This window comes from Vibrio sp. 1167, from assembly GCF_033340375.1.
Lineage (GTDB): Bacteria > Pseudomonadota > Gammaproteobacteria > Enterobacterales > Vibrionaceae > Vibrio > Vibrio alginolyticus.
The window spans coordinates 65198-91734 of the sequence record NZ_JAWOWK010000014.1; the positions used below are offsets into that span (position 1 = coordinate 65198).

Genomic DNA, 26537 nt, shown 5'->3' on the forward strand with positions numbered 1-26537 from the left:
TTCTATGATTGGAGTTAACTATGTCTGAGAAATACATTAATCCTTTTGACGAACCTGAAAACCAGTTCTTTGTGCTGATTAATCACAACAATCAATATAGTTTATGGCCTGAGTTCAAAGGGATCCCTCCTGGCTGGAAAAGCACATTTGGTCCGTCACTAAAGCAAGACTGCATTGATTATATCGAAGCGAATTGGCACGACATTCGTGTGTAAAAAACAAACAAATAGCCACGACGATAATAATTACATTTCTAAGGAATAAACGGCTTTGTTGCGTAATTCGGACAGAAAACCAAGTCGTCCGAAATTGAATAATTATTAAACAATATACTGAGTTTCAGGCATACCAAGCCCTGTAAGCTTGTTCAGCGCTTTAATCATGGCGTAGGTTTCGCCAACCTGAGAATTGTAGTTTCTCAGGCTTAACCTCCCACCTAGCAACTGCTTCACGCGATACATGGCTGTTTCAGAGAGCGAACGCTTGTGATAACCATACCGCTTTTTCCACTTCTTGTTGGAGCCGTAGAGCTTCTGACAACCTACTGCTAAATTGCGAGGGTGTCCTTGCTCCCAGAAGGCAGCCCCTTCTCGTGGCGGGATAAGCGGAACCGCTCGCTTGATCCGTATGGCATCATGGCAATTCCTTGTGTCATAAGCGCCATCGCCTGATATCTCAATGATTTTGCGACGTGTCTGCTTGAGTAAGTTAGGGAGCACTTCGGCATCGGTTACGTTAGATAAGCTCAGCTCTGCTGCGACTATTTCGTGGGTGCTTGTATCTACTGCGATATGCAGCTTACGCCAGACTCTGCGCTTCCCATCAGTACCATGCTTCTTGACCTTCCATTCACCTTCGCCATAAACCTTGAGGCCAGTGGCATCAATGGCCAGATGTTGTATTGCTCCTCTGGTTTTGGTTTTAAATGAAACCTCAACTTCCTTAGCTCGGCGGCTTATACAGGTGTAGTGTGGGCAAACAAGCGGGATGTGAGCCAGCTTAAATACTGAGTCTAGAAAGCCTTGCAGCGCTCTCAATGGCATGGAGAAGACGCGCTTAACCATCAGTGCGGTAGTAATGGTTAAGTCGCTGAATCGGCGAGGTCTACCACGCTTGCCTTGTTTGTTTTGCTTCCACTCGGCTATCGCTTCCTCATCAATCCAAAAAGTCAGAGAACCACGGTTGATTAAGGCTTTATTGTACTGCTTCCAGTTAGTTGTTTTGTAACGAGGTTTCGGCATAAGGCTACGATGATTAACTGATGTAACCGATCAGATCGTAACTTCCTGATTTAGTTCCATCGAATTACGCAACAAAGCCGTCAATACAAGCAAAGCTCTTCCCCTTTTTGAATTAACTTTTAAGTGATGCGGATTGGTAGTTTCTTGAGTCAAAAGCACTATCTAGTTGTTGGGCTTTTCGCTGAAATGGGCGCAAAACCCCAATAAGTGCCATACTCGTTTCCCCTAAACTCCCACTGTGCTTATGGTATGCTAAACAACACGGTAAAAATCCGTGATGTGTGTTTTTTCGCTACAAGGAAAATGCACATGCATAAGGGAAAATTATGGCGCGAGGGTATACAGATATTCACCTTAAAGGCGGTTCAAAGGATGGTGAAGTCATTAGTGATGTTCCGTTAAAGCAATTACCGAAAGCAGTAGCTGTTCGAAGTGAACATTACTTTGCAACATCAAATGACGGTGGTGTTGGTATATGTAAAGGGGAACTATCTAAAAAAATGGCACTCGTATAGCCAAGAGGTTTATTCAAAATTGGAAAACCAACCGCACAAATCGGGTACGGTCTTTCAATTTGTAGAAAAAGTCATGGTTGACCGTTGCTCTGCAACAACAAAGAGTGGCACTCAGTGCTTACATGCAGCATTACATGGCGAAACAATGTGCGGAACGCATAAATCGTAATAAGCAGGGAAAATCGAAGCTATGGCTAAAAATACAATGATTGAGCAGCTTTGTACGGCTGGACAAGTTTTAATTGGTTTGATGGCAGTTCGTGAGCCAATTGATAGTCGATTTCATATTGTTGTCACCACTGGCGTAAATGGCATCACAATAACGCTAAATGAAAATGAGTTTGAACTAACCAATCAACGCATTGAGTTTTTAAATGGCAGTGGGAACATCGCGCTAACAGGAAGCGAGTTTGAGACAGTTAGCGGCTGGTTTAACGCTTACAACACTAAGTAACGGAAATTACGGGGAAATGAGCATGGCATTTAGAGAAGAAGTTGAAGTGTTGCTATTAACTGAATCTCATGTAGTTGAGCACATTAAAGGCGTTGAACTTGAGATTGTCAGCGACAAGCTTATAGCTCACACAGAGACAGAGTTTAAAAATTTGCACACGCATAAACTTGAACTGTCTTTCGATGCAGCAGAGGCGCTTTACATCAAACTTGGTCAACGACTAAAAACAGCACAAGAAATGGTCGAAGACAATTCGGCAATCATCACCGAGTAATGAGGGAGTTTGGACGATTTGGAAAGCATGGCTACACTCGCAACAATAGGTCTGATGCTCTAGCACAGCGCAAAAAGTTCGCGGCATCATTGACGAAGCGGCAGAAATAACCAATGACGAACTAGCAGACGCAGCCGATGGATTGATTCAGACCGCGATAGATATGTCTAAATACAAGCTAGGGGAGTTTCCTGTTAAGTCTGTCCGTTGGGATTCTGAAGCAAGGACAATCTCATGTAACTTCAACGCACAAGCGTTTCCTTTGTACCCTGTGTTTTTAGCAGAAGTACCACAAGCCTACCTATAAAGAGGCGAGTAGCGACCAGCCTCTTTACGCTGACCTAGAAAGCAATCAGGGTGTTCAAATTGGACACCCTGTCATTATCCATATTGCCGTAAACATTACGGATGATGGCAAGCCTTGAGTTTCAGTCTAAACCTATTTAAATGCATTTAGACGCATTTCCTTAACTCGCATATAATGTTCCTTTTGCTCACTAACACAAGCATATGAAACCTAACAATATTAGTGAAACAATCAATACGATATCGTCAGATCGTCTTAACAGTTATCGTAATTACTTTAACCTCACCTCAGATGAGGAGTGTTTAGGACTGTACTTGTGGAATGACGCTCTTTCTGCCTCCTTTTTTAAACTCATAAGTATCTTTGAAGTAGCACTCCGCAATACTATTCATAGAGAACTATCTCATCAATTCAATGCCCACCGCCAACAAGGACATGCGTTTGATAATGATTGGTATGAGTACTTAATCACACAAAATCAATTAAAGCCTAAGACGGTCAATTTGATTCGCAACGTAACTCATTTACCATCACGAGGAAGAAGGCGATCTCAGCCTGTACCTAAGAATCCAGTACCAACACCAGGAAAAGTAATAGCGGCACAAAGTTTTGGTTTTTGGGGCTTTCTAATCAACGACACTTCATTGAACGGCTCTATTGACTGGCAAAGTGCACTTTTTAACGGACTTAAAGGACACTTCGCCCTTCATTCTACTTACTGGTCTCAAAATGCTCTGGATGACTTTCTAATGCGATTAAGCCAAGTTAATGAACTAAGAAACCGCATAGCTCATCATGAACCGATTTGGAAGTTTACTCAGATTAGACATCACAGAACCAACCAAGAGATCTATCCAGCGGCATCGACTCCAGAAGAAAGCATTCAGCGAATGAAAACCCTCAATGATCGATTGTGCCGTATATTGGGTTGGGTGTCTGAGGATAGAAAAAACGATTACCTTGATTCTCATTACAAAGCACATTTTGATTGGCTCACGAGCCTTGAAGCTCTAAGCGTATACAAATCACTTACGTACAGTAATATACTGACTCCAAGCCAAGCAAAAAGACGTTTTAACGGTATAGTGAAAAGTTCTAAAGTTCATGAAATTGTTGGCAAGCGAGGCATAGTAACTATCCTCCCTGGTATTGTATAGTTGACACAAAATCAGCTTTATACCATAATTCAATCACTAGCTCGTTAGGCTACAGTGTTGGTAATAAAGTTCTCGCCAATATCTCTAACTTGAGCATTCTAGAGAGCACCCTGCGGGGTGCTTTTCGCTTTCTATACGGCTTGTAGCCATTTCTCATCCCCCTATAATTCTTCACCAATCCGTTTTCCATTTTTAGGATGGCATAGCGACAACCTTTAAAAATCACTTTATTCACTACTCCCCCCTTACTTTATCCAATATCACACAGATCCAAATTGCGGCTGCAGCCGGTCATATGGTTTCGCTCGAACACTGGAAATCATGCTTATGAGCATTGTTCAACTGGAACACTGGTAACAGCCTTGTTTTCGGGTTGCTTTGAGCTAAACTGTCAAATACACCAACTAGTCATTTAATCATTTAATATCAGTAACTTACGTATGGATTCAACTCTAAAACCTACAAATTGAATCTGTAAAACTGTTTAGTATTTAAGATTTATTATAAATCTGAGGCTTTTCACGCGTAGTTAGTAAAATAACATAGAAAATGTCACGTGTTACAGCGTCACATAACATTTAAACTAGCACGTTTGGTGACAGCGTAACTACATGCACGCTCATTATTTAAACGAAATGTATTGTATATGAGTATAAGTATCAATATCATCATAACGCTCCTTGGTTATTCACACTCATTGATATATCTGTCAGACAAATAGTTTCCAAACCATGTTTAAAAATATAAACACGCTAGTATTAAAGTTAATTATCTGCGGTTCTTTCATGCTTCCATCTGTGATGTTTATGTTCTATAAAGTTTCGTTTGGAACACTAACCATCTTATTTGTATGGTTATCTTTGATTGGATATTTTGGCTTTAAAGCATTTGAAAATCATATAATTAACAGAACACTAAAAAGTGTCCATGTGCAAGTAAACGCAATGAACCATACGATTAATGAGGCAATTATTTCTTCTTCTAAGAAGAATGAGAAAATAAATTTAGCTGATTCCTTATCTATAAAAGAATCACTATATTCCATTGCCTCAATCAGTTCCTTCAATAATAGCCCTTCCATGATTTACCATAGTGTAGAACCATTGTTATCGGTTACATTAAATGAATACGGTACTCTGGCAAATCATTACGGCATTAAGTTCGATTACGACTTCTCCGCAGACTCAAAGATTCGGGTAATAAAGCTATGCCCAAGCACTCTAAACAAGGTATTGAGTATTGTCCTTTCAAACGCCATTAGCGTGTCAGGAAAAGGAGATCGAATAAGAGTGATGACAAGACTATCTCAATCCCACTACTCAGTTATTGTTGTGGACGATAGTTCAGGGATAACCCCCAAAACGCTTACAAAGATAGAAAATAGAGAAACGCTATCTTGCGGAAGGAGAGTCGATATTCATAATCGAATCCATTATGGATTGGGACTGATATCTCTTAAAAGGCTGGCTAATGGAAGGGATATATCTATTCATTCAGACCTAGTAGACTCAAAGCACTGTGTAGTTATTAACATAAAGAGATGAATTTCAGCTATTGGAAAATCCAGATGCTCTAGTTTTTGAACTAATGAACGGAAATATAAATAAGCCTACCATTTGAAATAACGAATTTAACATTCAACGTTGAGTTTTTATCTATCAATTGTAGGTTTTGATATACAATATCTCCTGATAATATTTGGCTGGCTTTATATTTAACTCCTTTCAAACCAATCTTTTCTACCACCTCAAAGTAATCATCTCTAGTTATATATTTGGAAACGCTCTTATATGTTCCATTAAAATATGAAATAAGCAATTCCCTGTTAACTCCTACCTCGTTTACATTACCAATTACCACCTTTTTCTCAAACATGTTTATTGCATCAAGATAGAACACCGATCCTATGCCTAAGATGCTTGTAAAGATAATACAGAGAAATGATTTCCTGAATATTTTATTTGTGTTCTCGATAGTGCTATCATGCTCGACCCAATAATCATGAACGATGCCAGCAATTTTATTGCTTAAATTGTTCTCTTTCTTTTCTATCACGGTAGTTTATAACTCTGAAGTAGCATTAGCCGTTTAAATAACATTGAGTATACGCATGGATATTGTCATCATTGAAGATCAGCCTATCATAGCAGAAGCGATTTGCCGAGACTTTCAAAAAACGTCTAACGGTACTCTTACCATTACAACGTTAACTACCCTGGAAGAACTAAAGCAGTTTGATTTTAATGGCTGTCAATTCATCATCAGTGATCTGTATTTAGGTACGTCCATTCACGAAACAATGCATGAGCTTTATAAGCTACGAACACTACACCCAAACGTATCCATTTCTGTTTTTACCCAATCAACAGACATCCCTAATCTGGAAGCGTTCCTAGCACTTATCAAGGCTAACCACCTGTTTGATAAGCGTTTCATCAGTGACATTTCCCATATTGTTTTGCATGAAGAACCTCAACAGTTTCACGCGAACAAAACGGAGCTAGCCAAAGCTGAAGCGTTCCTGAAAATTGATGGTAATGCCCAATCGATCTTGGAAGAACTAGCTAAGCATGAGCCTCTGACCAGCATTGCAATTGAAAGCAACAAAAGTAAGTCAGCTATCTCACAAGTCATCAAGCGAGTAGAAAAGCAAATTGGCTCTAAACGCCACTTTCTGCAATTGTTCTTTAAACAGTTTTAATAGGCTCGGTGCTATAATTACAAACCTCACACAGATAATAGTGCTTCCCTTTTTGCAATCCCTTTAAATCGATCTGTTGATACTTCTCAGATGAGCATTGGGGACACTTGCCACTATTATTTTGTGAGGTAGTTTCGTTCTCATACTTAGCAACACTTTCCAATATTCCATCTATATCTTTTTTATATGATCTCGATGCTTTAACGCGAATCAATTTAATCTGAGCACTTTTAAAAACCGAGTCCTTAACCCTATCTCTTTTCTTCGCTGCTGCTGAATTATGACTCCTGTCATCTAGTTCAATGACACATAAAATCTCACTTGTTTGTTGATCGAGAAGTACGAAATCAACATGCTTTTTCGCAATGGCATTGAACCCACCAATGTCCTTGTTATTCGTTGGTAAGCAAATATCTGCTAAACGAACTTTACACGCAACATAAACCCCATTTGGCAATCGACGTAATAGCTGCTTGAAGAAGTTCTGTTCACACTTTGTGTTTAAATTCTTAATCGGTTTATATCCACCCCGCTTCTTTCCTCCCTTTGAGCCAATCAATACGCTTAGCACAATGAATAGAGCAATTGCTAACCAAGCATTGGAATTATTCAGTAAGTTTTCCATTGTTCCTCCGTAAAAAAGCCCCTACGATGAGGGGCTATAGATTTCTCAATTACTTTTATTAAGGTTTGATAAACTGGTATTGCTCACCTTGAGTGAAGATTGAGGGAACAATAATTGAATTGTCAAAGTAGGTTTTACTATTCCAAGATGTGTTCGGAAAGCTTGGGACGTAAATATAGAACCCATCCGGTAGTTGAGCTGAATACTCTTTGTAGAACTCCACGGTGTTTACTGGACTCACTTCTACTGAGTAAACGAATGGCATTGGCGGGTTTACGATAACCTTATTCCAGTTAACACCCGAATCCTCAATAATACCGTAGGTTAACTGAACCTCATTGCTGCCATCTATTGATGTTGCGGCTTCAGCTATAGAGTCGCCTTTTAGCTCACTTTCTTTTCGGTTAACTAGGCTAAAGGGAATCGACTTACCTGACTTTTCAACCCAAAATGCATCATAAGCACTTTCAGGCTTTGGTGATATTTGCTTCACCTGACCATATCGTGAAAGTACCTTGTTTGCTGCTTGTTCCATGCTGGTAACTATGAACTTTTCAGCCTCTACATTACTAGCATATTTGCTCTTAGGCAGCTCTACAAACAGCCTAATTTGATTACTTGGCGCGTGACCTGATTGTGCAAGGTTTGCTACCGCGCCTCCTGCCACGCTGATTACTCCGGTCAAGTCACCAGTTACAATACTTAGCAAGCCCGTACCTACCGACACATTACCGCCGCGATACTCGCGCAAACTGGTTTCTGTTGCATCTATTTCTGATGTTGAAAAGTCCTTCAATGGACTCGCTATAGTCGAGCCATGCCAGTAGTCCTTTAAAAGACTTGTCTGTTTAGCTATGTTGTACGCTTCGCTCTGAGCGTTGTCATATGGCAAATGTGTATAGTCCTGCTTAGGTGCACTCACACACGCTGTAAGAGAAACTGCACTGACCAATATTGCTAACGTTTTTAAAGACATAATTCCCTGCACCACTAATAATTTAATTACTCTTATTCTACTATCTAAGCTTGCTTTCCTAACTCCTTTTAATCACTTTCCCATCACAGAAAATGACATACTTTATTTTGTTTCTATTTACTGCCTCTTGCACCAAGTGTTCGCCCAAAACCCCTAAACTCTCTAGCCTAAACTGACAATATATTGTTCTGTTCGCACAGATATCAGACTTAAAGTAGTCTTCTAGGGTTCCTGCACAACTTGCGAACGCGACACTGTTATTACTCATTACTCACCTATCAATTCTGTTGCTCGTTCCATGCATCTTCATAAGCATCTCTGCGAACTTCATCCACATCAATGTCGTCAAATCTATCCGTGTTTTTCTCTAATACATTCTGGCGCTCTGTCTCAGTGGTGTCACCATAGTTAAGTAGCGAACCACTACCGGTTAAACGCTCAATATCAATAACATCGTTTTGGATAAAGTTATCCGTTTCAATGAGTATTCCTACCCATTCATCTAGATTCACTTGATCCCAATCTACGTTGCCAATGTCTTCTATGCTTAATCCCGAACAGTTTGGATTCTTTGCACTGCCCCAGGACAAACCCATTTGAGGTTGCTGATATATTTGCTCCATCAAAATACGGGAAAGCGGGGAGTCATAGGCACAGTATGATTTTCTCTTTTCAATACACGCTCCTAAAACTTCGGTCTTACAGTACGAGCCAAGATAATGGGCGGAAAGTAGCTCCACTTTCATAGCCAAATCGAGTTCTTCTTCTTCACAGGCGAAAACGATGTTTACGAGCAAATTGAAGACTACATATGCCAAATAAGCGTAATAGCAATACATAAGAGCCTGTCCCGCAGCAGCCATTTGTGGTGATGCTCCAAGTACTGCATTACCGGCAGCATCGGTCCCTGCCTGTTGAAAGAACATCCCCGCGACTTCAGGACCAAATGCTTCGGTCAAGAATGCGTTTGTATAGGTCATCATAGATTGAGCCATTGCATTCACTGCACCTTCACCTACCGCTTCTGTACCTTGTTGAGCAACCACGTCAGCACCAGACGTGAATGTGCTCTGTACTGCATCAAAAGCTGTACTCGCGGCTTCGCTAGTCCAATTTGAAGCGATGTCCCAAACTCCCGTATAACCGTCCAAGCCAAACACCTGCCCTGTGAGGGAGTCCATACTCATCATGTGTCTTGTCAAAGTGATGTAATCACCAAGCGAAACGGTGACTGGCGATTCACAACAGTCCTGCATGCCACCAACCGCTTGCTTGCATTCCATTGCCTCACCTTTAAACAGTTCACATTGAACATTCGTTGTGCCTTGACCATCAGACGGTGCGCTACTAGACATCATCCCTAATAGCTGGCTTTGACCTTGAGCAAACATCGCCTTTTGGTAGTCAAATGTTTGAGCTGCATATTCGAACTTCTCACCAATGTATGCATTCATAGTATCTTGAGTGACACTATCTTCCGGCTCTGCAACTTCTTCTGCATAAGCTGTCGGCATAAGTGCCGAAGCAAGATGAGAGAAAGGAGCCACGGCATACGCTATTAAAGCCTGAGCCTCATTAGGATTGTTGGCGTCAATGCCTGCGTTCGACTCCAACTTGGTTCGAACTTTTGCTAACGGGCTAAGAGAACCCGACATACAACGGTTTTCGTCGTCACTCCATACAGGAAAACTACTTGGACATGATTGCTCTGCCTCAATATCTAAGCGACATGTATTTGTTGGCGCATAGTAACTAGTCCCTTCGGTGTCACAACTTAATCGCGGTTGAGAGCTTGTTTTCAACTCACACTGACCTGTAATTGTGCTATATGCATATCCATCAGGACAATTAGGGGCAGATGAAATCTCTTTGTAGCAAAGCCCATCATAATATTCGTACCCAGTTTGGCACTGAGGCTCACTTTCAACAATTTTCTTACACTTATTCGACACTGGATCATAACTGTATCCACTTGTACAAATAGGAGCCGCATCAATCTCTTTTTCACACTTATTCGTGGTTAAATTAAAGCCATAGCCTGTTTCACAAATAGGATTGCTGTTTACTGTCTTTTCACACTGGTTGGTTTGAAGGTTGTACCCATACCCGCTTTGACACAATGGCGAAGATGTTTGGTGTTTTGTACAAAGCTGTAAATCATCGTTGTATTGGTATCCTGATTGACAGAACGGCGTTGATTCAACGGTCTTCTTACACTTATTCGATACTGGATCATAGCTGTATCCACTTGAACAAATAGGAGCCGCATCAATCTCTTTTTCACACTTATTCGTAGATAGATTGAAGCTATACCCTGTTTCACACATAGGGCTACTATTTACTGTTTTTTCACACTTATTTGTAGAAAAGTTATAACCATAACCCGATTGGCATAAAGGGCTTGTTATTTGTGTTTTATCACACTTTGAGCCGTTTTGAGTATATCCTGAAGGACAAGACTTTATTGGCGGGTGTGTTGTCGTTTTTGAGCAAAAACCTTCCTTATATGTGTAACCAGAAGGGCATTCAACATTTTTACTAATGTATCCCTTGTAGCACAACTCAAAGAACGTATTCATATTCTCTTCTTTGACTCGACCACCAATGGAGTAATTTGAGCAAGACACTTCCTTGCCATTTAACCAACAGCCACCGCCGCCATATCTGTTGTGGAAATAAAATGTGCCAGAGTTGTATTCACATACATTAACCTCACATTTTCTTTTTTGTTCATTCCATTGTGAATTGCTTGGACAGTTTTCAATGGCATTTACGACATCCTCTTTCTTACAAATGCCTCCCACTAACGAAAACCCGTTTTGACACGTTTGCGTTATGCTAATACTTGTCGTTTTTTCGCAACGGTCTTTACTTGCGTTGTATGTATAGCCGCTAGAGCAACTTGGAGCCTTGTTGAGCGTTACGGTACAAACGCCATTTTTTAAAGACTGCCCTGATGGGCATCGCGCGTTTTGAACCAAAAGGCCATTACAGCGATCATTAGACAATGAGGAACCAGAAGGGCACTGAGCATCATTAAAAATGGTTTGGCTACACTGTCCGGTTGATGTATTGAATGATTGACCGCTTGGGCACTTAGGGGAATCAGTTAGTGTTGTGGTACAAACGTCATTTTGCAGTGTTTGCCCTGCTGGACAACCTGCTGGCTGAGACAGAGTGACGGTACACACACCATTTTTAAGCGCCTGTCCCGATGGACACTCAGCTTGCTCAACAAGCAACCCATTACATCGATCATTTTCTAAAGATGAGCCGCTAGGACACGTTGCGTTGTTCACTAATGTTTGGCTGCACACTTCTTGACTTGAGATAAATGACTGACCAGAAGGGCATTGAACATCATCAGTTAATGTTGCCGTACAAATATCATTCTCCAAGTTCATCGGATCGTCACAGGTAGCAACGTCATACAACAAACCGTCACAAACACCGGTTTCGGGATTGTAGTATTCATGAGACTTGTCGCAGTTATACGTTACCGGAGTCTCAAGGCGGCAAACATCGTCTTCGGAACTCCACATATCCGACCCCTGAACTAGCACAAATCCATCAGGGCAGGTCACGATAGGAGGTACTTCACAATACCCCGTATTCTCATTCAACTCATGCTCATCTGACGGACAGGTATTCGGCGTAGGCTCACTGACGGTATTAGTACACACCTCATAGAACGTATCAGTACCCACATTCTTACGAGCTTCGCCACAAGTGTACGCAGTACCGTTTTTGATGAGCGTTGTACAAGTCAGAACGCTAGGTTCGTTTGCAACAACCATGTTGCTGAGTAGGACTTGGATACCATCACGGCGGCTAACAGCAAAGAAGTCGTTATCTGAATAAGTACATGCTGTTTGAGTAAGACATTTACCGGAGATTTTATCGTACACCGAACCTGCGGGACAACTAGGAATCGGCTCATATCTATCCGGTGGATTAACTGGATCAAATGGTCGCTCCGGTATACCTTCGCAAGTCATGTCTGCTTGCGCATAGCGAAGCATTTCAAGATATGCGTTAACCTCTCCAAAATCATTGTTCGCCAAATCACGGTCAGGGCTATAACAAGATTCACCAATACATTGGATCTGACCGTCACAGCGCAAAACTTCTTCTTCGTGTGTCGTACCCGTTGAAGCATCGAAACCACAATCGTAAGTATCTAGCTGAACATAACATTCACCGCTGGCACCTTCGGCTCCTTCAACACACTCTGTTTTGATATAACTACATGTAGAATCATTTTCATACTGAGCACATTGGTTGTTTTCGACGGTATCGTTATCAAAGCATGTTTCTACACCTTCGATATTGGTTGTGCAGATTTGCCCCTCGTTAAAACCACAGTTGCTCTCGATATCAATACGCTGACAAAATGGGCTAATGCCCAAGTCAGATAGTGGGTTGTCGTCAAAGTTTTCTTCACACACTCGTATACCGTTAATAACGGCACATCCGTTTTCATCAACGGAGGCTGGCATGTTCGCACACGTAAATGAAGCTTCACAAAAGCCATCATCTGCTTGCTTCTTTATCGCGTAGGCTTTATCGATCAGCTCTTGGTCTGACCAACTTTCTGCATACACCAAATCACTAGCATCGTAGTTGATCGTAATTTTGGCATACCCTTCCCCTTCACCAGACACGGACGTTCTATTCTTAAATGTCAGTATTCCTTTCTCTGGTGTACTACGAAAGGAGTTCAGGACGTTAATGTTTGGTCTTTTTACCCAACTATTACTTAGCTCACATCGTCCATCAGTTTCAGGCGGGAACTGATCGGGGTATGGTCCGTTATAAACCTTTTCACCATTAAGATGAATTTGAAACCAGTCATCGAATTTTGCGTAGTCAACGATTGCAGATTGAATGGCTTGAGGCTGGATTACCTCAACCTGCATTTGTTGTTCATAGATAGTACAATTTCCAGACCAATAGTTGTTACCAATAGTACCTAGCCATAGTGTCGTACAGCCATCACCACAAGAAGCAATGTTCGTTGCACCTGAATGATGCTTAATCACCCCTACTTCATACTCATGAAAAATGCTGTAGTTATCTTCAATTGCTGGTAGTCGTTCACATGTCTTATACACAGGAACATGGTAGGACTTCCCATTGGACACTAACTCTTTATCAATAGTGCAATTAGCAAAGTCTTGAGCAATTTCTTCTAAGTTATTGAACACATCGTCTGTAGCTGCCCAAATAGGATCATTAGCTAAGTCTGGTTTTTGGTTTGAGATTGATTTCTTTAGAATGTGGTAAGCTCGTTCGCCAGATGTTTCAGCCGTGGCTAGAGTTTTTTCCTCATACTTTTTTTGTGCTGCTTGTCCCTGCATGATGGTCTGAGCATCAGACCCATACACATCTACCCCTGCTGGTAGGTAGTCGTTATCACGTTGCCCCGTTATTTGCTTCTGGCTCATGTACACTTGCCCATCGACCAGAAGATTACCTTCAGCATCATAGGTAGGGTTTGCTCGTTGATTGAGCATAGATTGAGCAAATGAGTTCGCATTAACTACCGCCTGATCAAACTCCTGCTGAGCATATGCCATGCGTAGCGGCAATAGAGTGGTTGTAATCATCACCACATAGCTAATTAGTTGCCCTACAAACCCATCAAACCTATCTCTTAACATCAAGCAAACCCTATTCTTTCGTCTATTTATGTTGCTTAGGCGGTATGAGCAACAGGCTCATCTTCACCGTCTTCAGTCTTTTCCATCTCCGCTGATTGCACAGCTTTTGTGGTATCCAAGACTTCTTTTGCGATCTCATGGGTAACGCCAATCTTCTCAACAGATTCAATGACCTCTTTTTCTTTACCCGCAGATTTGGCTAAACGCATCGCGGTTTGAGATGCATTGATCACATAGCGAGAAACGTTACGCATATGACTCTGAAGTGCCTTTTGTCGGTCTTTACGTTCACTTGAAGGAATGTGTCCGTTTAACCATGCCTGTTCAATCAAGCTAGTTAAAATGTCGAACTTTTTGATGAGCTGAATGTACTGACCGCACAGTGGCGAGAAGATTAGGTATTCTTCAGAAAACTCTTGTGTCCAAACGATATCGACCATCCCACTGTCTTCAACAATGTTGTTGTAGTGGTTAATCTTCTTGTTGAAGAACTTCATTTTTTCATCGAACAAATCAGCCACTTTTTGGTTAGCAGCTTCGCTAGTCGCTTCATCGCTGATGTAAAACAGGATCACATCAAGTGCATAGATAGCACTCAGCGTTTTATTCATGTACGTTTCAACAGCATTGATAGCTGATTCGGATTTAACACTTAGCATCTTCTTTATTGCAGGGCGTGAATACGCGCGTTTTTCGTTAGTAGCCATATCTATTTCTCCGTTGATTGACTTGAATTGTTTTCTATTTGGAGCTGCTTCATCCCGTCAATGATCGTGAATGGCTGACCACACTTAATTGTTGAGGTGCACCCAACCAAGCTGACCAATATCATCGCGTTTATAAGCCACACTTTACTCATGTGTCATGTTCTCCAAGTTCTCTTTAACCAGGGCAATGTACTCTTGCCTTGCTGCTTCCTTCTCAGGTGTGTTCTCCCAACCTGCGTTGTAAGCTCCCACCGCTTTCCATCCATCCGATGTAATTTCAAAGTTACCGGCTAATATCCACGCCGAAACCAGCGTGTTTTCGCATGGATCATTCAGCAAGCTTTCTCTCGTGATCCCGTATTTTTTTAGTTTGGGAAACCACCACGAATTGATTTGACATAGACCGTAATCGACAGTCCCGTTAGAGTTTTTTCCATTGATGGCATTGGCTCTCATGCTCGATTCTGTAAAGCAAACCGCTTTTAGCAAAGGAACGCTTACATCAAAGCGCCTACCCGCTTCATCAAAGCAGAAAGACCACGCTGAAAAAGAAATCGTGCAACAAGCAACCAAAGCACTTCTAAGTAACATTGTTCGCACCTCACATTAGTAGTAGGTGGTGCAGCAATCGTTGTATCGCCACAGCATGTAAATCGCATCTTCTTGGGATGGTATGTTTCGCCATTCGCCCCACTGCAATGATGGTTCGCCTATCTCGTGCGCCTCGTTCCTTTCGGCTACGGGATACATCATGTTCATTTTGTATTGTGATTTTGGAATAGTTGGAAAAAGGGGAGCGTCACACAGGGCATCATCACCAGTGGTTTTTCTCGCTAGTAGTCTTCGGTGTAGAGCTGCAACTGAGCGCGTTGCTAACAAGCTTGTTTTTGTGGCAATAGAACTTTTAGTCGATACAAAGCCAGAAAGCGGATAGATACCACCCCATGCCCCTGCACACCAAAACAGCTCATCCATTGACTTACCAACAGCAGCAGCCCCATCAGCAAGACATGACGCTAACGCGATAGGATTACCAAACAGCGCAGCTTCAGGATTAGCAAATGCCGCCAATTCAGCATCATTCCATGTTGGATCGAGTTCGCTAACATAAAGCAAATCCATAGACATGAACCCATCACCACAACGGTTAGCGACAACCATTTCAAGCATTAATAGCAAGGGGTAAGCAAAGTAGTGATAGTGCCAAAAAGCGTTCTGAGCGCCTTGACCACCCTCTTGCTCATTTTGTCCAGTAGATCCCCTCATGCGTCCATTAGTCATACCCATTTCAGCACCACCTAATGACATCATGCAGTCGGGTTCACGTACCAGCTCAATGAGCCTAGCCGGTTCATACATTGATTGTGTAAATCCTGGTACTGCTATCCCTAAGTCATCTTCACATGCACAGAATGCTTTTTTTGTAGCGTCACTAGGCGCACCATTTCCACTTGGGCTAAGGTTGACTCCTGCTAATCGGATTGGATACATGGCATTCCACGGAACGTCAGTAAACATAGACCCATCTAATACCCCACCATCACGACATTCACCGAGTTGTGCTACATCGTCTGCTAGTGTCATTTCACTAAACGTGATTGCTCCTAGAGCAACAGCTAATGCTACTTTCTTGAGCATGTAAAAAGTCTCAGTCTTCCATTTTGGTTTCACTGATAACAAAGACTTTTCTTTGATGATCAGCAGTTACGATGCTTGGTACGACTTGCAAATCAAACGCTGTGACTAGCTCTGGTTTTAGCTGATACACAGATGCATTGAGTTGTCTTTCTACCGACTTAACAGCATCCCATTTAAGGCTTCTATCAAAACGTGTTGCGATAAATTTGGTTCGTAGCGGTGATTCCGGTAATGACTGAACAAATTCCATTTGTTTACGGTCAGTTGGATCGAACACGACTAGTCGTTGAGTAAATGGGAGGGTATTCAGGCGATTAATTCTCTCTCCTGCGAACGCAATAACATCACCGTTCGGAGTGACCATATCTTCACGGACAACTACTTCCGGCACAAAGCTGCGTACTAGTGTTTCAGTAGCGTTCGGTAATGCAGTAAACGCTACGTTATCCCAAAACCTATCCTTTGCATCAGCAATCAACGTTTCCTTATCGAGCAACGCTGCACGTTCTTTTAGAACCTCAGTTAGATCTCTTTCAGATATCTTAACCATGCTCCCAAAATTTCCTAAATCACCTCGTTTTCCCTTTTCAAACTCAGTTTTTAGGTAGTTAGGGTTAACCAACCCAGCAGCAGAGAGAACAACCGAGTCCCCTTTGTACATAAGGATTTGAGGTGCATATTCAGCGTTAATATTTTGGAAAGGTCGCGGATCTAGATTCACGTTAGGAACTTCAGGGAGGTCTTTAATAAGCCCAATAATTCGCTTACCAACATCGGTAATTGTCTTTTCTGTTGGCAAGATACCTCTTACAACAAAAGACACATCGTTGCGGTGAGACAACGATTTGAATAAATGTTTAAGCTCACGTTTGCCCATAGCATCACTAACTAAAATCACATAGTGGATATCGGTTTGAGGCTCAACACTATCTTGATGTTCGGTTGCCACTTTAGTTGAAAAGGTTGCCGAGTGTATTGCTTCATTTTTGCGCAGCAATTTGTTCATGTACTCATCACCCAAAGCGTTCTGTCCTTGGGTTAATGCAGTTTGTTTGGACTGAACAATGCTATCAGGCATGCTCGAATATTCGGCACTGCTATCACCGAATGCGGTGCCGGACAACAAAATAAGGCTCAAGAGTGTTTGCTTAGCAGCTACCATAACGGAATCGCCTCACCAACGATTTCATTGATATCTGCCGTTCCCCAATAGCGGGAGTCAAAGCTACGCTCAGCCGGTGCAGTGAAAAACACTTCGTTATCTTTAACGTGGTAGCTCTTATATAGAGCTTCCTGATCCACACCAAGCTTATCTATCAATGGGTAGTCATCAGTAATGCGCTCATTATTAATGAAAACTCCTTTCGCATTCTGAATAACCTCATCACCTGGCAACCCTACTGCATATTTCGTTATAAGCATGTTGTCCTGATAGAACGGTGTCATACCCTTTGCTTTAAACGTATAGATTTTTCCATGCTCAATTTGACCGTAGTTTCTCTTTAGTAAATACACGGAAAACTCAGGGATACATCTCTCACTAGCGTCCTTGCCATCAACCACCAACAAATAGTGCTTAGTTAGTGTTGTAACTGCTAGGTGGAACGTAAAAATCATAGCAATTGCAACCCAAACCATTTTTATCGGGAAATTCAATGGATGAGCACGTTTAGTCTCTGTTCCTGTCATCACACCCTCACTACTCATTGACCACCCCATCATCTTCTACCAAGTGAAGCGTTGGTTTACTCTTACTCGGCATCTCAAGGACTTGTGCATCCATCATGGAAATAGTTTGAGTCACAGGCTCATCTAGAAATTCAGGGCGTTCTACAGGAAAGCGGATCATCTGCCTATCCTGTGCGACCTGCTTCATGGCTTGTGATAGTGGAACGTTATTTTTGGTGTACGATTCAATCGCTTGGTTATCTTGCGCTCGTGTTGAGTACATCATGATACGAACCGGATCTACAATAAGCCTTCCGATACCCATGCCAGCATTGGTATTGAAGAAAATTTCTGAGTAATGCCCAATTTCAGTAGTTACCTTCTTCAACAACTGATAACCAGCCGGTGGCAATGCCATCAAATCGTCTTTTTTAGCATTAGCAATGGTTGAATCTTTTTGCTTCAGGATAAAGGTGTTTGCAGCGTTCTCGGCAATCGCTTTACCTGATGATGATTTTTGCAAGTCCATAATTGACTGTGTAACGACAATGCCGCACCCACCATACTTACGGAAGCGTCGAAAACCTTTTTCAACGAATGCTTCAACAGCTTTCGAGTTACCAAGCAAGTCCCAAGCTTCGTCAATGATAACCAAACGTTTTACGTCACGGTTTTCTTTGAACTCGTGGTACATCGAGTGCGAGATTTGAACCATCAATAGGAAAAGAACTACCGCTTGAAGGCGAGGACGCTCACTCAAACCATCCAATTCGAGCACGTTGAAGTTCCCATTGAACTCTACGTTGTGTGGTTTATCGAAATACTTACCAAACTGCCCATCAGAACAAAACGCACTTAGCTGTTTGCCCATGTCACGAACACGAATATCCTCGTCTTCTAAGCATTTAGCGCGAATATCGTCAATCTTGGCTGACTGACGTTTCTCATTCCAAACCTGAGTTAAGATTCGCTCCATTTCGGAAGACTGTAGATCGGTCGGAGACTCTTTCGTGAATGCCATAGCAATCAAACAACCAGACAGCATTTCCAAAGAATCGAGAAATGCTTCAGGATCGGAGTCATCGATCATTGTGAAAGGGTTAAGGCTTAGGTCTGAGCCAGAGTCAAATGCAGTAAAACTCCCTCCAAGGCTACTTGAAAGTTTCTTGTAGGATTCACCTGCATCAATCGTCCAAACCTTATTACCTGTATTGAGGTAGGAGCGAATAATTTCGTTAGTTAGAAATGACTTACCAGCTCCCGACTCTGCAAAAATCACACAGTTAAAGTTGGTTTTTGAATCATAGAGGTCAATATTCATCAACTGCCCTGTTCGACTCACAAACTGTAACATTGGGGTTCCAGTACCTTTCCACTCAGCAAAGAGAGGAAGTATCGGTAGTGCATGGTTAGAAGCCATCGTGAAGTAGCGACGAGAGTGTGCTACAGCATGGTTACAAGCCCCGAACGGCATCAATTGGATGAATGACGGTACAGAGAATGAATCCTCTGACACCATCGTTACCCCTGATTGCTTCATGTAAGACTGTAAACCAGTGATACCGGCTTCAGCATCTTCTTCAGTTCGACCAAAGACAGCAGCCGAAAGCGTCACTTTGATCGCTTTACCCTTGTCCTGTAAAGATAATGAAAGTTCTTCTAAGTCAGCTTTCATATCCTTGATTTTCGGGGCAAAGTTAGTCAGTGAACTGAACGACTGTTTGATGTAATGACTTTTCTTAGTCTCTACTTGTCCTTTCTCTTTTGCATGGTCAGCGTAATGAATATTCACGGTGATCATGAAATTCTGGTTTACACAGCCTTGTCCATCGAATGGATCACCAAACCACTTAAATGCTTGACCGGTATAAGCTTTACGGGGAAAACGACGAACCGTGAGCATTTTCACAAATGTTGGGTTCTTTTTAGTACCAAGTACAACCCCATCCTGTGTTTTGAACACGCCAGTATTATATTGAACAAACTGTTCATTAAGCGTACTAAACTCATCAACAGGTAGTTGTTGCGTAGTTCGCCACTCAGCGTCTTCCTGCCAGTTCATGACCGTATTCATAATATTGACCAGCATTACGCTGTTCATTCGTCGTGGTGCAAGCTGCGCTTTAATCAAACGCTGTTCCATCGTTCTCTGAATGGACTGAATCTCCTGAATTTCTTCGGGATTCACATCCAATGACTCTACAGGCAGTTTGAATGTCACAAGAAGCTGGAAATTACGGACTTTCGTATTCTGAACAACCTCTGCCGAATCGCGTGTAGCTGACCATAGATAGCCTAACGCATTGTCATGAACCTCTCGATGCAAAACCTCTCGGCAAGAACTTCTCAGATAGTCAGAGCCTTTCAGGAACTCCCTAACATCAGGGCTAGCCCACAAAGAAAAGCTAAGCAAAGATTTAGTAGGGTACGGATCTTGAGATAGTAACAATTCGATTGTTGATAGCATTTGTGTGTCCCAACCACTAGTTGGCTGACAAACGAAGCTGAACGCCAGCATGTTGTCATCGCACAAAAACAGGTCAGTATCAGCATCAAACGCTAGAGGTCGAAATAAACGACTTGCTTCATTCTCATTAAACTTATAATCAAACATCGTTTATCTCCCTATTTAGTATTCTTTCGTAACCAGCCCAATAACTCGGTAGGCATTCCCACATGGAAAACGTCATTGGGGGCAATAAGCGTTGGTGACTCTTTGATATGTAGAAACTGTGTTAAGCCAAAGCTATTCATTACTTGCACTTCCCTACATTTGCGTTTGCCATAAGCAAACTGCTTATCAACAACCTTTTCTATTACTTGGTCAGTTGAAAGGGTTTGTGTCTCACATGCAAAAGAGAAGAACGGCTTAATGTTCGATTGGGACATTGCGGTAAATATGTAACGAATCTGGTAGTCAGCCGCATACTTGTTTAACAAGTACATTTCGTTGGCTGAATGCTCCAAAAATGGATCAAGAAAAACCGTCAGTACCTCCGATTTTTCTGGATTCACTCTTATGTCTACAACATCGGTTGTGTTTACATTAATGGTTTGAATTGGGATCTTCTTTGCGGCGTCATGTAGCTGTGATTTGCTGTTAATCTCAGTGTTTTGCCACATATCATATAGCTGCCCTTTGATAACCCATCGAGGGTTATCGGTTAGTACTACGGACTCACTACCACCAAAGACAACAACAGATTTTGCATTGGGTAGTTTTTCGGCTTTACTCGCCTGAGTTAAGGATGCTTTTAGCTGTTCTTGAGCACCGTTGGTAGCTAAGGCAGGGGATGCAATCAAAGTTAAACAAAGAGTTGCAGGAATTAGTTTAGTGAATTTCATTACATCCCCCTAAATATTAAAGTACTGCTGAGAACATGCTGTTAATGATGTCTGGTGTGTAGTTCATACCTAGAGCAGCACCAACACCAACAGCAAATGCCATTAGACTTTGACGCATAATACCGATGACGATACCGACAATAACGAATGCGATAGACACACCTTTACCTAGAGAACCTTCTAGCCAATCAGTCATTTGATTCACCCATGAATCAAATGTTGTGTCCGTACCCGCAGATGCGAACGCACTGAATACCACTGCCAGAACAACTAATGACAAAGCGAACTTCATCTTCATCAAGTTATTTTCTGTAGCCGTAAAACTTACGTTGTTGTTAGTTGCGATCATTTTTTTCTCCGTGTGGTTTAAATGATTAGTTGTTATCAAAAGTTGTTTGTAGTTTTGCTTTCTCGGTTTTTGGTACTCGATATTCCTTCACACTTCGCTGTTCTGATTTGGAAGGGTTTACCAAGGACTTTGTCACCGGTGGAGCAATTCTCGTTTTTAAATTGGGATTGACAGTGCCAAGCTCCCAACTGCGTTGTTCGATATCGGTGTACACCATCGAAGACAAATGAAGGTCATCATTTGTATCGACAAAAGGTGCAACCCAAACACGTAAGACTTTCACATCTTTTCGCAGTACATCCCCATCGAAACTGAATGATTGAGGTACGTAATTAAATTTTGCCCCATAGGTGGAAATTTCCGAAATCCCTGAAGCAACTTTTTTATTTTTTTGTTTATTTTCAATATCTTTAAGCTCATCAAGTGTAATTTGTCTTGGTTCACCATCTTCGATATAAGTCAGAGTGTCATTCGTTACTAACGTGCCATCAGTCGCCTTATAGATAGTTCTAGATGAACCACAAAGAGCGTTTTCATCGCCAGCAGAACAATTAAATTCACTCTGACCAACTGCACAGCCACCCAATAACGCCGCAGATAGCAGCACACCAATAGCTTTAACTAAATTCATAACCCAGTCCCATTTGTCACAATCATGTCCACTACTCGACCCGCACCGACTTCAATAACCGGATGCATCGCATCGGCTAGTTCCATGTAGTAGTCAGCGAGTCTATTCATTGCGTCTGACGCACCTTTTGCCGCACCACCTTGTAATGCATCGGTACTAAAGACATCTTGATACTGTGTTTGCCCATTCGACGTTGTGGACAAAACAGGGACAGGGTTCACATCAAACATGCTGGATAAACCGGCAGCAAACCCTGCCATCATCGAGTTGGCAAGAATCTTTGAATTACGAGTAACTAACGTCCCTTTCAAACCATTTTTGCCATCTTCGCCAACAGCAAAGCTCCTGAAGTCAGCCTCGATAACTTCCCCATTAACTTTCACACAAGTAATTGACTCGCCACGCAACATGGCACGTTCTGAACTCAAGTCACCATAGCCAGCCATTAGAGCAAAGCATTCGTTTACCTCATCAAGCACAGCAAAGTTAGGTAAGATGGCTTCCTTCTTTATGCGAACCAAAACAGGAATAGGCTCATCGGCAGCTTTAGCACTAGTCGGAGCATCAAGACCTGTAATCAAAACGCCAGTGAGAATAGAACCTCTCGGCAAATAAATTTCAGGCTCGGAGTCATCTTTCTCAGGGGTAGTGTCCTCGACAATCGTAAATAGTCCTTCTGATCTAGTGTCTGTCTCAGCTACATGTCTAGGTGAAACCACTACATTGCGATCTCCCTGGTAACTTGATGACTCCCCGAAGCTCGGCTCCTGTCTACCACCATATGAAAATGAAGTACTCGATACCTTTCGCCTTTCAGGGTTCACTTGTAAATCTGGATGCTTGATCTCACCACTTCCCTGTTCTCTTACTGCATCAAGTTCATTGGAATAAGTTAATTGCTTATCTTTAAAAGCAGCTTGTTCTTGACGCAATTTTTCGAGTTGATCATTTAGCTGAGCTATTGTTCGTTGTGCGTTGCGAACATCATTGTTCAACCTCTTTGTGTCTTGAACCTTGTTTTCTAAGGATTCATTTTTCTTGTTGAGAATTTCCACTTCCTTTTCATAGTCATCCATCTTTCGTTTCTGCTGCACCAACTTATCGTTGATAGCTTCGATACCGAACTCTCTAGAATTGCGATCAGTGATGATGTTTTCTACTTCTGGTTTAGCTCTCGGTCTAGACCTCTCAGGTTCTAGGATGGTCATGATCGCTACCGCTGCAACAAAGACACCTACTACAGCTAGGACAACGTAGACACGACCTTGCTGTGATGGAGAGAAGTATTTGTTCATGAACTTGAGCTTCATTGTGAACCTCCCAATAGAGACTGGCGTTTTCGCTCGGCTTTAGCTGGAACTTTCACTCGATGATACATAACCAAAACTTCAGACTTTTGTTTTGGCATTAGCTGATACGTTGGATAAGCAACTACCGCTACGACACCTTCTTCATAACAGAGGTTTTCTTTGAACTTTACGGGACGCGACGACTTATTTACGACTGTACCAATCGACACAACATAATCACCACCAGAGACAAACTGACCATTATAAAAATCAAAGCTCAACTCTAACTGCTGACACTTCGGCAGATAGCTAGCGTTTACATTTTCAACTTGATAACCGGCAGGTAGATTTCCGGTAGCAATACCAGACATGATCGACACAATGGATTCAGTGCGAGGCGACGAACGCTCAAACCTTCGAGCAATCTCAGATCCTCCTTTGATTCCACCTTTCAACACAACTTCTTGTGGTGGCACAGGCATTGGCTTAAACACAACATCAATCGCTGCTGACTCATCACCCGATTCAGTTATAAATCCCCCGATATTGGTGTTGAGCTTCGTTGCCAAGTACACGACATTTCCTCGAACGCTATGCGTTATTCCTTCACTCTTATCAATCTTCAGCGAAGGTTTCTTAAATGGTGTGACTATACGGTTAGGATGACGATTCGAAATAACATACAAACCTTGCTCTTTATTTTCTGAGCTTGTCGCTTGCTGCGCCGCTGTACTGTTCGAATTGAACTTAGCCATATCCGTTGCACTTGCCAGAGATGATGCTCCACAAACTGCCAAGAGTAAGGACACTTTTTTAATCGAGGTCATCATTTATCTGCCTCCAACTTCTTACGGTTTTTTTGCTTCCATTCACTGTCATGTGGAACGTCGTCGTACACATCTATGTAATCAAGAGTAGGTGTGTAATTCTGGACATCGAAAATGAACTCATAGGTACGAACATACTTATCCGCCTTTCCTGTCATCCCCTGCATTGAACCTTTACCGGTAACAAAGGTTTTACCGTCCTCAACAAACGCACGTTCCGCTGAAAACTTCATGGTCACTTCTTCTTCAACTAGGCTAGCTATTTGGTAAGCGATAAGGTCATTAACCTTGTGATAGATTTCAGGAGAAGCGAAAGGTGCCACGGCTGACTCTACGTATGAAGCTGAAGCCGGTGTAATGTTTCCTAACATTCCTGCCAAGTAGAAACCTAAGCGTCGATGATTCGCTTCATTCATTGAACTAGACGAAATCTCTGACTCCTGACACGACTCATTTAAGTTGTTTATAACAACGGTATCTTTCTGGAAGTTCCCCCAAAGTGACACGCCGAGCATGACTACTAACCCCGCATTGGCGTAGCTTATTGCCGCACTCTGACCTCTCATTTCAGAAAAGCTTTTTTTCAAATTTTGGAAATTCATGGTTTATCCCTAAGTCGTTTGCTACGAATGCCACTCATCTACTAACGGAGGCTGCATAGAACTACGCTGTTCTACCTTCTCAAATGCAAACCCCATTTCACGGAAACGATGAATGAAGTAGCCCCTCGGCTTACCATCTCGAATCCTGATATAAGTGACCTTGGCAAAATAACCTGCCAGCAGCCCAAGCATGGGAGAGTTAATAATGATGCCCACGACTAGCCCAATAGCTACCGTTGCAATTTCATCGTACTGCCAGATTAGAAAATGGACGGGTTCATCAACTAGATCCGGCATTGAGATAGGTTTTTCATCCGACATTTAAACGCCTCGTATTTATTGCCTTTCTCATATGTTAATGATGCTTTTAAATTTCCAAAATCGACGGAGAAAGAAAGACTTCACAGTGGGCGCAATTATCTAAGGGGTAAAAAAAGCGACAACTTAACAAAGTTAAGCTATCGCTCTATCTAAATGAATTGATTGTACGTTTTATGTATTTGGTAGATTTTAAGGTTTGGTTAAAAGAGCATAAAGGCATGAACAACTTTTTCTATGAGTGTTCATCGAAAAGGTCTAAGTCATATGCGATTTGTATAAACAAGTCCGACAAAGTGTAATCACCTTTTTCATGCTTCCAGCTAGGATCACTTAAAGTATCTATGCCTTGTGATATTCCATCTGAGATATCAGAAAAAGAGTCGCTTGCTAGCTCAAAAACCGCCTTCAGTTCCTGTCTTGAAGGAGTATATTCCAGATTGTGTGCTAACTTATTTCTCATCTTATTGATTGCATTCATTGTGGTTTGCTGTGGTTTCGTAAATATACCTACTTCGAAACACAGCCCAACAAGACCAGAGAACTTTAGCTTATCTGCGTAATTACCTAACCCTTGGTCATACTTAGCTACTGCTTTTTTCATTAATGACTCAAGCACCAAATGACCGACAACAAAGCCTGAAAGAAAGTCCGAATTTTCAATCGTATGAAATAAATAGTCATCTAACTTCAACGAACTTTCCTCTATTCAGTATCAACAACCGAAATTGGAATGCCATTGATAACATCTCCAACTTTCCACCCCGTTTTATCTAGGATTTCTTGCAGTGTACCTTCTGGAACTTCAAACCAACAACAATAAGTCATTTCGTCATGACTACCGGTATCTGCATTAAGTTCAACGTCCATTTCATCCCATTCTTCATCAGTAATCCCCAGATGTTGAGAAAGACGACTTTCTGGTTTTTTTACAATCGATTCTTTAAAAAATCCTGTAGTACGCTCTTCTCGAACCGTTTCGTTGCAATAAGGACAATCAATAGGCTCACGACAAGCCCCACAAATCCCACCGCCTCCAACTTCGGTTACTGTAAAAAGAGCACCACAGAAAGGACATTTTTCTGCCATGAATTAACCCCACCTAATAGTTAGCTGCCAATTCTTTCACTACCTGAGTTTGACTCGCTATCTCTTTCTTAACGCTTGAAACGCGTAAGTGTTCACCAAGCCCCTATTGACAGAAAAAGTGTGACACTCAGCACTTGATCCATTCTTGGCTATTGAGTGAT

General features: G+C 42.0%; 28 protein-coding genes. 8 read left to right on the forward strand and 20 right to left on the reverse strand.

Going from position 1 to position 26537, the window contains the following annotated elements; genetic code table 11:
* Positions 1-20: 20 nt before the first annotated feature.
* Positions 21-215 carry an MbtH family protein gene (locus R7Z78_RS20965; RefSeq protein ID WP_017634326.1) on the forward strand — a complete coding sequence of 65 codons (195 nt, stop codon included), beginning with the start codon at positions 21-23 and terminating at the stop codon, positions 213-215.
* Positions 216-320: 105 nt separating this feature from the next.
* Here R7Z78_RS20965 and R7Z78_RS20970 read toward each other — a convergent pair whose 3' ends face one another.
* A complete protein-coding gene (locus tag R7Z78_RS20970) occupies positions 321-1241 on the reverse strand; it encodes an IS5-like element ISVal1 family transposase (RefSeq protein WP_140301924.1) in 921 nt (306 codons plus the stop codon).
* Between the two features lie 326 nt (positions 1242-1567).
* Between R7Z78_RS20970 and R7Z78_RS20975 the strand changes: the two genes are divergently transcribed.
* The 6 genes from R7Z78_RS20975 to R7Z78_RS21000 all read left to right on the forward strand — a co-directional run bounded on the left by R7Z78_RS20975 (position 1568) and on the right by R7Z78_RS21000 (position 5492).
* Positions 1568-1756 carry a hypothetical protein gene (locus tag R7Z78_RS20975; RefSeq protein WP_140301925.1) on the forward strand — a complete coding sequence of 63 codons (189 nt, stop codon included), beginning with the start codon at positions 1568-1570 and terminating at the stop codon, positions 1754-1756.
* A 190-nt stretch (positions 1757-1946) separates the two neighbouring features.
* Entirely contained in the window at positions 1947-2210 is a 264-nt protein-coding gene (locus R7Z78_RS20980) for a hypothetical protein (protein ID WP_169643969.1), read from the forward strand.
* Between the two features lie 22 nt (positions 2211-2232).
* Positions 2233-2484 carry a hypothetical protein gene (locus R7Z78_RS20985; RefSeq protein WP_025625038.1) on the forward strand — a complete coding sequence of 84 codons (252 nt, stop codon included), beginning with the start codon at positions 2233-2235 and terminating at the stop codon, positions 2482-2484.
* A gap of 163 nt (positions 2485-2647) precedes the next feature.
* A complete protein-coding gene (locus R7Z78_RS20990) occupies positions 2648-2791 on the forward strand; it encodes a hypothetical protein (RefSeq protein ID WP_169643971.1) in 144 nt (47 codons plus the stop codon).
* Positions 2792-3105: 314 nt separating this feature from the next.
* Positions 3106-3948: a CAAX protease gene (locus R7Z78_RS20995; protein ID WP_373417168.1), complete on the forward strand. Its 843-nt coding sequence runs from the start codon at positions 3106-3108 to the stop codon at positions 3946-3948.
* 731 nt (positions 3949-4679) lie between these two features.
* Positions 4680-5492, forward strand: a complete 813-nt coding sequence (locus R7Z78_RS21000; protein WP_318058297.1) for an ATP-binding protein — start codon at positions 4680-4682, stop codon at positions 5490-5492.
* 40 nt (positions 5493-5532) lie between these two features.
* Here the strand turns inward: R7Z78_RS21000 and R7Z78_RS21005 are convergent, their stop codons facing one another.
* Positions 5533-5823, reverse strand: a complete 291-nt coding sequence (locus R7Z78_RS21005) for a hypothetical protein (RefSeq protein ID WP_169643975.1) — start codon at positions 5821-5823, stop codon at positions 5533-5535.
* 235 nt (positions 5824-6058) lie between these two features.
* On the opposite strand from R7Z78_RS21005, the gene R7Z78_RS21010 reads away from it, so the two are divergent.
* Positions 6059-6649, forward strand: coding sequence for a hypothetical protein (locus R7Z78_RS21010; RefSeq protein ID WP_169643976.1), 591 nt, complete (start codon positions 6059-6061; stop codon positions 6647-6649).
* Here R7Z78_RS21010 and R7Z78_RS21015 read toward each other — a convergent pair.
* The 18 genes from R7Z78_RS21015 to R7Z78_RS21100 all read right to left on the reverse strand — a co-directional run bounded on the left by R7Z78_RS21015 (position 6636) and on the right by R7Z78_RS21100 (position 26376).
* A complete protein-coding gene (locus tag R7Z78_RS21015) occupies positions 6636-7274 on the reverse strand; it encodes a DUF2726 domain-containing protein (protein ID WP_025625043.1) in 639 nt (212 codons plus the stop codon). The genes R7Z78_RS21010 and R7Z78_RS21015 overlap by 14 nt on opposite strands.
* 58 nt (positions 7275-7332) lie before the next feature.
* Entirely contained in the window at positions 7333-8250 is a 918-nt protein-coding gene (locus R7Z78_RS21020; RefSeq protein WP_140134596.1) for a hypothetical protein, read from the reverse strand.
* A gap of 278 nt (positions 8251-8528) precedes the next feature.
* A complete protein-coding gene (gene traN / locus R7Z78_RS21025) occupies positions 8529-13913 on the reverse strand; it encodes a conjugal transfer protein TraN (protein ID WP_169643978.1) in 5385 nt (1794 codons plus the stop codon).
* Positions 13914-13948: 35 nt separating this feature from the next.
* Positions 13949-14620, reverse strand: coding sequence for a hypothetical protein (locus tag R7Z78_RS21030; protein ID WP_025624955.1), 672 nt, complete (start codon positions 14618-14620; stop codon positions 13949-13951).
* Between the two features lie 144 nt (positions 14621-14764).
* Positions 14765-15211, reverse strand: coding sequence for a lytic transglycosylase domain-containing protein (locus R7Z78_RS21035; protein ID WP_118121330.1), 447 nt, complete (start codon positions 15209-15211; stop codon positions 14765-14767).
* A 15-nt stretch (positions 15212-15226) separates the two neighbouring features.
* Positions 15227-16258 (reverse strand): TraU family protein, encoded by a 1032-nt coding sequence (locus R7Z78_RS21040; protein ID WP_169643980.1) that lies wholly within the window; start codon positions 16256-16258, stop codon positions 15227-15229.
* A gap of 10 nt (positions 16259-16268) precedes the next feature.
* Positions 16269-17420, reverse strand: coding sequence for a TrbC family F-type conjugative pilus assembly protein (locus R7Z78_RS21045; protein ID WP_169643981.1), 1152 nt, complete (start codon positions 17418-17420; stop codon positions 16269-16271).
* Positions 17414-17965, reverse strand: coding sequence for a S26 family signal peptidase (locus tag R7Z78_RS21050; RefSeq protein ID WP_169643983.1), 552 nt, complete (start codon positions 17963-17965; stop codon positions 17414-17416). The genes R7Z78_RS21045 and R7Z78_RS21050 overlap by 7 nt, the downstream gene beginning before the upstream one ends.
* Positions 17958-20540 (reverse strand): type IV secretion system protein TraC, encoded by a 2583-nt coding sequence (traC, locus tag R7Z78_RS21055; RefSeq protein WP_140134604.1) that lies wholly within the window; start codon positions 20538-20540, stop codon positions 17958-17960. Before traC ends, R7Z78_RS21050 begins: the two co-directional genes overlap by 8 nt.
* 11 nt (positions 20541-20551) lie before the next feature.
* Positions 20552-21271, reverse strand: a complete 720-nt coding sequence (locus tag R7Z78_RS21060; RefSeq protein WP_169643985.1) for a hypothetical protein — start codon at positions 21269-21271, stop codon at positions 20552-20554.
* A gap of 16 nt (positions 21272-21287) precedes the next feature.
* Complete coding sequence (gene traA / locus R7Z78_RS21065) at positions 21288-21620, reverse strand: TraA family conjugative transfer protein (RefSeq protein WP_212733967.1); 333 nt, start codon at positions 21618-21620, stop codon at positions 21288-21290.
* A 25-nt stretch (positions 21621-21645) separates the two neighbouring features.
* Complete coding sequence (gene traV, locus R7Z78_RS21070) at positions 21646-22251, reverse strand: type IV conjugative transfer system lipoprotein TraV (protein ID WP_140134608.1); 606 nt, start codon at positions 22249-22251, stop codon at positions 21646-21648.
* Positions 22248-23561 carry a TrbI/VirB10 family protein gene (locus R7Z78_RS21075; protein ID WP_140301936.1) on the reverse strand — a complete coding sequence of 438 codons (1314 nt, stop codon included), beginning with the start codon at positions 23559-23561 and terminating at the stop codon, positions 22248-22250. Before R7Z78_RS21075 ends, traV begins: the two co-directional genes overlap by 4 nt.
* A complete protein-coding gene (locus R7Z78_RS21080) occupies positions 23558-24370 on the reverse strand; it encodes a type-F conjugative transfer system secretin TraK (protein ID WP_140134612.1) in 813 nt (270 codons plus the stop codon). Before R7Z78_RS21080 ends, R7Z78_RS21075 begins: the two co-directional genes overlap by 4 nt.
* Positions 24367-24969 (reverse strand): TraE/TraK family type IV conjugative transfer system protein, encoded by a 603-nt coding sequence (locus R7Z78_RS21085; protein WP_169643987.1) that lies wholly within the window; start codon positions 24967-24969, stop codon positions 24367-24369. The genes R7Z78_RS21080 and R7Z78_RS21085 overlap by 4 nt, the downstream gene beginning before the upstream one ends.
* A gap of 21 nt (positions 24970-24990) precedes the next feature.
* The gene (locus R7Z78_RS21090; protein ID WP_025624840.1) at positions 24991-25290 is read right to left on the reverse strand and encodes a type IV conjugative transfer system protein TraL; all 300 of its coding nucleotides are present in this window, start codon (positions 25288-25290) and stop codon (positions 24991-24993) included.
* Positions 25291-25522: 232 nt separating this feature from the next.
* Positions 25523-25981, reverse strand: a complete 459-nt coding sequence (locus R7Z78_RS21095) for a hypothetical protein (RefSeq protein WP_140301938.1) — start codon at positions 25979-25981, stop codon at positions 25523-25525.
* Positions 25982-25992: 11 nt separating this feature from the next.
* Positions 25993-26376 (reverse strand): hypothetical protein, encoded by a 384-nt coding sequence (locus R7Z78_RS21100; RefSeq protein ID WP_169643989.1) that lies wholly within the window; start codon positions 26374-26376, stop codon positions 25993-25995.
* Positions 26377-26537 lie beyond the last annotated feature (161 nt).

Coding starts and splice junctions, on each gene's coding strand:
- R7Z78_RS20965 (WP_017634326.1), top strand. CDS start 21: ATGTCTGAGAAATACATTAATCCTTTTGACGAACCTGAAAACCAGTTC.
- R7Z78_RS20970 (WP_140301924.1), bottom strand. CDS start 1,241: ATGCCGAAACCTCGTTACAAAACAACTAACTGGAAGCAGTACAATAAA.
- R7Z78_RS20975 (WP_140301925.1), top strand. CDS start 1,568: ATGGCGCGAGGGTATACAGATATTCACCTTAAAGGCGGTTCAAAGGAT.
- R7Z78_RS20980 (WP_169643969.1), top strand. CDS start 1,947: ATGGCTAAAAATACAATGATTGAGCAGCTTTGTACGGCTGGACAAGTT.
- R7Z78_RS20985 (WP_025625038.1), top strand. CDS start 2,233: ATGGCATTTAGAGAAGAAGTTGAAGTGTTGCTATTAACTGAATCTCAT.
- R7Z78_RS20990 (WP_169643971.1), top strand. CDS start 2,648: ATGTCTAAATACAAGCTAGGGGAGTTTCCTGTTAAGTCTGTCCGTTGG.
- R7Z78_RS21000 (WP_318058297.1), top strand. CDS start 4,680: ATGTTTAAAAATATAAACACGCTAGTATTAAAGTTAATTATCTGCGGT.
- R7Z78_RS21005 (WP_169643975.1), bottom strand. CDS start 5,823: ATGTTTGAGAAAAAGGTGGTAATTGGTAATGTAAACGAGGTAGGAGTT.
- R7Z78_RS21010 (WP_169643976.1), top strand. CDS start 6,059: ATGGATATTGTCATCATTGAAGATCAGCCTATCATAGCAGAAGCGATT.
- R7Z78_RS21015 (WP_025625043.1), bottom strand. CDS start 7,274: ATGGAAAACTTACTGAATAATTCCAATGCTTGGTTAGCAATTGCTCTA.
- R7Z78_RS21020 (WP_140134596.1), bottom strand. CDS start 8,250: ATGTCTTTAAAAACGTTAGCAATATTGGTCAGTGCAGTTTCTCTTACA.
- traN (WP_169643978.1), bottom strand. CDS start 13,913: ATGTTAAGAGATAGGTTTGATGGGTTTGTAGGGCAACTAATTAGCTAT.
- R7Z78_RS21030 (WP_025624955.1), bottom strand. CDS start 14,620: ATGGCTACTAACGAAAAACGCGCGTATTCACGCCCTGCAATAAAGAAG.
- R7Z78_RS21035 (WP_118121330.1), bottom strand. CDS start 15,211: ATGTTACTTAGAAGTGCTTTGGTTGCTTGTTGCACGATTTCTTTTTCA.
- R7Z78_RS21040 (WP_169643980.1), bottom strand. CDS start 16,258: ATGCTCAAGAAAGTAGCATTAGCTGTTGCTCTAGGAGCAATCACGTTT.
- R7Z78_RS21045 (WP_169643981.1), bottom strand. CDS start 17,420: ATGGTAGCTGCTAAGCAAACACTCTTGAGCCTTATTTTGTTGTCCGGC.
- R7Z78_RS21050 (WP_169643983.1), bottom strand. CDS start 17,965: ATGAGTAGTGAGGGTGTGATGACAGGAACAGAGACTAAACGTGCTCAT.
- traC (WP_140134604.1), bottom strand. CDS start 20,540: ATGTTTGATTATAAGTTTAATGAGAATGAAGCAAGTCGTTTATTTCGA.
- R7Z78_RS21060 (WP_169643985.1), bottom strand. CDS start 21,271: ATGAAATTCACTAAACTAATTCCTGCAACTCTTTGTTTAACTTTGATT.
- traA (WP_212733967.1), bottom strand. CDS start 21,620: ATGATCGCAACTAACAACAACGTAAGTTTTACGGCTACAGAAAATAAC.
- traV (WP_140134608.1), bottom strand. CDS start 22,251: ATGAATTTAGTTAAAGCTATTGGTGTGCTGCTATCTGCGGCGTTATTG.
- R7Z78_RS21075 (WP_140301936.1), bottom strand. CDS start 23,561: ATGAAGCTCAAGTTCATGAACAAATACTTCTCTCCATCACAGCAAGGT.
- R7Z78_RS21080 (WP_140134612.1), bottom strand. CDS start 24,370: ATGATGACCTCGATTAAAAAAGTGTCCTTACTCTTGGCAGTTTGTGGA.
- R7Z78_RS21085 (WP_169643987.1), bottom strand. CDS start 24,969: ATGAATTTCCAAAATTTGAAAAAAAGCTTTTCTGAAATGAGAGGTCAG.
- R7Z78_RS21090 (WP_025624840.1), bottom strand. CDS start 25,290: ATGTCGGATGAAAAACCTATCTCAATGCCGGATCTAGTTGATGAACCC.
- R7Z78_RS21100 (WP_169643989.1), bottom strand. CDS start 26,376: ATGGCAGAAAAATGTCCTTTCTGTGGTGCTCTTTTTACAGTAACCGAA.